The sequence below is a fragment of the Bradyrhizobium valentinum genome (assembly GCF_001440405.1).
Taxonomy (GTDB): domain Bacteria; phylum Pseudomonadota; class Alphaproteobacteria; order Rhizobiales; family Xanthobacteraceae; genus Bradyrhizobium; species Bradyrhizobium valentinum.
Genome location: NZ_LLXX01000154.1, coordinates 1 through 5,235, shown reverse-complemented (window position 1 = coordinate 5,235; position 5,235 = coordinate 1). Strand labels below are relative to the sequence as shown.

General features: G+C 59.2%; 6 protein-coding genes. 2 read left to right on the top strand and 4 right to left on the bottom strand.

Annotated elements, in window-relative coordinates; translation table 11 throughout:
* Window positions 1-547 precede the first annotated feature (547 nt).
* Together CP49_RS27785 and CP49_RS27780 are read right to left on the bottom strand one after the other, a co-directional pair.
* Window positions 548-862, bottom strand: coding sequence for a putative zinc-binding metallopeptidase (locus CP49_RS27785; protein ID WP_082646286.1), 315 nt, complete (start codon window positions 860-862; stop codon window positions 548-550).
* Window positions 863-883: 21 nt separating this feature from the next.
* Window positions 884-1,096: a hypothetical protein gene (locus tag CP49_RS27780; protein WP_057853333.1), complete on the bottom strand. Its 213-nt coding sequence runs from the start codon at window positions 1,094-1,096 to the stop codon at window positions 884-886.
* A gap of 1,240 nt (window positions 1,097-2,336) precedes the next feature.
* Here CP49_RS27780 and CP49_RS27770 point away from each other — a divergent pair.
* The gene (locus tag CP49_RS27770) at window positions 2,337-3,083 is read left to right on the top strand and encodes a LysR substrate-binding domain-containing protein (RefSeq protein ID WP_197423256.1); all 747 of its coding nucleotides are present in this window, start codon (window positions 2,337-2,339) and stop codon (window positions 3,081-3,083) included.
* Between the two features lie 406 nt (window positions 3,084-3,489).
* Here CP49_RS27770 and CP49_RS43520 read toward each other — a convergent pair whose 3' ends face one another.
* Entirely contained in the window at window positions 3,490-3,747 is a 258-nt protein-coding gene (locus tag CP49_RS43520) for a DUF3551 domain-containing protein (protein WP_082646284.1), read from the bottom strand.
* A 346-nt stretch (window positions 3,748-4,093) separates the two neighbouring features.
* Window positions 4,094-4,396 (bottom strand): hypothetical protein, encoded by a 303-nt coding sequence (locus CP49_RS45280; protein ID WP_156438696.1) that lies wholly within the window; start codon window positions 4,394-4,396, stop codon window positions 4,094-4,096.
* Between the two features lie 296 nt (window positions 4,397-4,692).
* Between CP49_RS45280 and CP49_RS45275 the strand changes: the two genes are divergently transcribed.
* Entirely contained in the window at window positions 4,693-4,872 is a 180-nt protein-coding gene (locus CP49_RS45275; protein WP_156438695.1) for a hypothetical protein, read from the top strand.
* Window positions 4,873-5,235: the final 363 nt, after the last annotated feature.

Here is a 5,235-nt window from a genome sequence, read left to right as displayed (position 1 = left end):
TAAAAGCACTATCCATGCTTTGGTTCCTGCCACCTACCAGGCGTAAAAAAGCACCCGCCCCGTTCGGAGCGGCTCCTTGAAACTCCCGCAGATTTAGCGATCCAAAGTCTTCGTGTGCCGCTCGATGCTAGGCCCTTGTCTGAATCGAAGGGGCCTTACCGGCCACCCGCTACGTTTAATAGCTGACATTACGGACGGCGTGCCAATGAGTTAAGCAGAATGAGCGTTTGCAACTCGTCCCTCAATCGGTCGAGCAAAGGCTTGCGCAGGATTTGACACTGCGAAGCAACTTAACTTCGCGATGCTTCGCCGGACTGGTTTGGATGGAGCTTGGCTTTGTCTTCCTCGTATTCCCTGATAAGGTCAGCGACAGCTTCGCGCGTCAGCTCGTCATTAGTTGAGTTTTCTAATCTGCGACACGCTTCGATCTTATAGTCCAGCTCGCGGCACAAATCGCACATGCGCGCCTCCTGTATCATATCGGGAGCACACACCATCTCCACCCGCGTCTTTGGCTGACCGTTTCTGGTGATGTACTACAATGCGATCAGAACCGGCTTTGTTTCAAGGGAACGTCACCTGGGCGACTGTCCCCCTTCCCCGCCGCCGCAGCCGGCAGTAACACCGACCGTTCGCGTTGAGCCAGCTCATGAATAAACGCCAGCTTGCCGATGACCGGGCCCGTCAACACGAATGGATACATGTCCCGGGCGCCGATGGTGCGCCTCAGGCTGTTCATCGCGAGTACGAATGGAAACCACGCCCGGGTCACGGCATCGACGTCCTCGATCGTATAGTGGTTCGACCCTCGCCCGCAGACCGCCGATGCGGTCGGCGGCCGGGGCGATCTGCATGCCGAAATTGCCCGCCTATCTGACGCTCGTCAGTCGTTGACCAGAGTGCCGATCAACTGGAGTAGAGCCTGGTGTTCGGGACCGTTGGCGCCAGCTCGAAGGAATTTTCCGATTTCGATCAGGGACGTACGTCCCCCGGAGCTGGCGTTCGGCTTGTGCTCCACCATCGCGACACCCGATTGCGGATCGCGGACTAGCCGCCAGACGTCACCGTTGGCGCTTTCGTAGAGAACTCTTGTCATGCTTTTCAACCACTTGATCTCCGTGGGGTTCCTGGAGGGGGCCGGAAGAACCAAAATCCCGGACGGACGTTGGATCCGCATGTCGGACGCTTTTCACTATTTCCGGGCCCATGCTGTCCGACCCCTTTGCAAGGCTCGGACAACCCGTCGGACGGATGAGGCATCTCCAGTTCGTGGCAGGAGCGATTTATCACCCTCTGACGAAGGAGGCCGCATACGGCCCGAACCTGCATCACATGGATGACTTTCGGGCGGCACAAAATCTTGAGAAATCGCTCGACTGATGGGCCTGGCAGGTTTTCGGACGGCAGATGCCCCAGTACTTTGCCGAAGTCGGCGCTCAAACCTTCCACCGAAAGGGCGCACGGTCTCGTTAAGCAGGTCCTCGAATGGTATCCCTTTCTATGCCTTGACCCCGATGTCAGCCAAAATTTCCTGCTGCCGGATGCGCGATCGCAGCGCGCGTTCATCGAGTGCCGTTGACCCCTTTTGAGGCGGGCGCTCAACAATGGGCTTCCTTGGGCCACCTTGGGACAGCTTGCTCCGTGATGTAGGGAATGGTTTGGACCAATGGATGGGTCTACCAACCGAATGCCCGCTGAATTTGGCGGAGCGTTGCGACTACGCCGTCAGTGTGCGGCGCCATAGTTGAAGTATCTATCCGCCGCCACAGCGGCGCTCAGCACTAGTATGACTGTCCAACCGACCTTGCCCATGATGGAACAATGGCAGGGGCCTGCGCCAAGCTCCCACTTCTGCGCAGAACCTGAATATCCGTTAATCGGACGGGAACAGAAATCCTCAGCGGAGACTTGGTGTGCGAGACCGTCGCCCGCCGTTTCACGACGGCGCGTATCGCGGATAGCCAAAGGTCCGCTGGACCCTCTGTTCAAAACCGAGCGCTCGCGCACGATAGCCAAAGGCGGCGGTCTCGATTTTCTTCTGATGTGAGGTGTGGAAGCCATTTGTCTAGGCGTCGTGGTTCATTGGGGCTTCGCGAGACTGGAGCATACCGTTATGCGAAACAACGTTGATATCGACTCCAGGCATACCCGCGCGATCGTTCGAGAGATCGGCGAAATACTACGGGAGTCGTTGAAGGAAGATCGAGAGTTGCCAACGAACATCGGAATGCAACTCGACCGGCTCCGCGAACTAGACGATCAGTCACAGCCAACCCGCTGTTGCGGCGCGTTGAGTGGTGGCGCCCTTCATCGATCACGCGGCGTAATCTATCGCCGTGCGAACGTTGACGACGGCGGGGGAACAGCTTTTCCCTGTCGTCCGCGATGGCTTCCAGACTTTCGCGGATGTGCTGGCGACCGTGCGGCCGGGCGCGACGGGCGGACGGCTACGCATCACGGCGACCAATGCGTTTGCGGCCCGATGGCTCGTACCTCGGCTTCCGAACTGGCGCGCCGCGCATCCGCGCCTGAAACTGGATATCCTCGGCACGGATGCCGTTCTCGACCTTGCGGCGGGCGAGGCCGACATTGCGATCCGTTATGCGCGCAGGCCGCCACCAGGCGATCATTGCATTGAGTTGACGCGCGACAGCTACCGCGTCGTTGCGAGTCCGAAGCTCGTCGGCGATCAGGCCAAGCCACTCAGCCCGGCCGAACTAGCTAACTTCCCCCTCATCGAGATCGAGTGGCCATCCACCGAGCCTGACGCACCGAATTGGCAATGCTGGCAGGCGATGGCGCGCCGTCGCCTCAAGCGCGTGCCCGACCTCGCGCGGCTGCAAAGCCTGGCGTTTCGTGAGGAGCTGCACGCCATCGAAGCCGCGATCTCCGGTCAGGGCATCGCGATCTGCAGCGATGTGCTGGTTGCGCCGGAGCTTGCAAGCGGCGCACTCGTGCAAGTCTCGAAGCTCACACTGCCAGGTTACGGGTTCTACCTAGTGCACCGGTCTGGGCACCCGAAGCTCGCCTCAATCAGCGCCTTCTCCGCGTGGGCGCGCTCAATGCAGAAAAACATCTGGTAGCAGCGGTCTCTCGGTCGCTCCGTCCGCAACGGGTCAATTGCGTTATTTGGTCGTCGACCGACCACTTCCGGTCTTCCCCTGATAGTGTTGAAAAAGTCTTTTGGGGTGACGAACGAAAATTTTTAGAGCCGCTGATAGGTTTCGCGCGCGGCAGTGTGAGGGACCACATCCTTTCACCCAAAAACAACCACGGAGCTTCGTATCGGCGCTACGGAGTATTGCAGTGGCGGAGTCGGCTAAAATCAACTTTTGCGAGATTTTCGGCGTCGTTCGATTTTCGACTTTTGCAACACTATCGGCACTTTTGAGACATGCCGTCGGACTCTGACAATGTCCGCCTATCGGGGAAGACCGGAAGTGGTCGGCAGACGGTGTCGAGGGCTTTTCTTCAATCACTCGGCCGCTCTTAGTAGAGGCGGCGATGCCGCCGATAACCCGCGGGCTCTTCTGCGTGCGCGAAATATGGATTGATGACGCACTGGGCAGCGCGGCCCGATGCCGACGCGTTGCACTGAGGCAGCGATGTGTAGCGGCATTCGTAATACGGGGTCCGGCCGAAAATATGTAAGCAAACGGGGTAGTTTGGATCGTATGTCTGAGCGCGCGCCGGCGCAGCCGTAGCGAGCGTCGCGCCCGCCAAAATCGCTGAAGCCAAAATGCGCATCAGAATCTCTTGGGGACTGGCGGATGGGACCGCGGTGAGCACTTCCGCGTCCTCCGAGATGGCTATCTTCGACCACTAACAGACAGTCCGCCCGGCGGGTGTCAAATCACGTTCGCGCGCAGGCACTGGTCGACGGAAAGGTCGTCGAACTCGACCGCTTGCTTAAGGCGGCGCCTCCTCGGTATCGGAGCGCGCCACAAGCGCGCGATCCGGCGCTGCCGAAACGCACGGCGACCGCCAACAACGCGTTTCGGCGCACCCTCAACACCTTGCGTCACCCAAGGCGCTGTCATCACAGCCTAAGGTGGTGGAGGGCAAGACGAAGGATGGACGACGAGGCTTGACGCTATTGCGTCCGTATGGTCCCGCTCGGGCTGAAGTCCTGCTTCTTATCGTACCCGGAGTCGCGGAGATTTCGGAAATACAGCTCGCGGTCGCTGTTGCTCGCACCGGGCGCGAAGATGGCCGGAGACGGACCCATACGAGCAAACGCTGCGTTTGGGTTCATCGGACGGGCATATGGGTTTGGGTTCATCGCGGCGGCAGATGCGCTTGGCTTCACCGCGCGGCTTTGAGTCCGCTGCGCGGCCAAAGCGACAGAAGTGGAGAGAGTGAAGATGGCAAGACTAACAAGGAGGGTTTTGTTCATGCTCAGCTCCTCTGAACCGGAAAGAAGCGCCAGTCCAAACTACCTCAGAGAGTTTTCGTTCCAACGATGGCTTGGCTGCTGAGGGCTGTTGTCGAACACGCCCATCCAAGCGCCGGAATTTTTCCTCGTGCCGGTGCCGTTGCAAGGTCAGAAGCTGCCACCCATCAGGGCCGCGATGGCACAGGCGAAGCCCCCCACTAGGAGGCCAGCAACTGTTACGGCGACCAGGTCAATTGACCAGGGGTGGTCGCCTTGGCCGACTAAATCCAAGTGTCGGGAGCGGGTTTCGTCTCGATATGTCTGAAGGCGCATGGCAGCAGCGCTCCTTGCGCGTGTTGGGGATGATTCAATCGGCTGCTGCAAAAACAGTTCCGCCCATTTCCAGCGAAACTGATGCGGCCGGGAAAACGTTTATGCGTTTTGGTTCATCTGTCATGGATGCAGCGCAGAAGGATCAAACAGACCAGTTCACTTGAAGACCGCCTCGCCCCCTCGAGCGTGCGAAGCGCAGATTCCACGAAGGACGGATGACCGGGACCGCCGGCCTGAACGACACGATGATCGCCACCAGCAGCGCGACCCAAGCCAGCACGGCCCATGGCCACGGGAACCCGACGCCGCCCAAGAAGGCGGCTCCGCCCGTTGTACTCGCTGGAGCTTTGCGGTCGGACCGCACGATCGCCGTCCACACACGGGTAAGTTCAAATGCCACCCCTCTGCCAATACTGAAAATAAAAGAATAATTTCGATGTCCTCCTGGAGACCCCACATTTCACCCACGTTTATTTTGCGTCTTCATCCGCCTCGACACCTTCGAGAAAACGGGCACTTTTCACCGG

Bases quoted from the DNA above. Each gene is read 5' to 3' on its own strand.
- CP49_RS27780 (WP_057853333.1), bottom strand. From the start codon at position 1,096: ATGACAAGAGTTCTCTACGAAAGCGCCAACGGTGACGTCTGGCGGCTA.
- CP49_RS43520 (WP_082646284.1), bottom strand. From the start codon at position 3,747: ATGCGCATTTTGGCTTCAGCGATTTTGGCGGGCGCGACGCTCGCTACG.
- CP49_RS45280 (WP_156438696.1), bottom strand. From the start codon at position 4,396: ATGAACAAAACCCTCCTTGTTAGTCTTGCCATCTTCACTCTCTCCACT.
- CP49_RS45275 (WP_156438695.1), top strand. From the start codon at position 4,693: ATGTCTGAAGGCGCATGGCAGCAGCGCTCCTTGCGCGTGTTGGGGATG.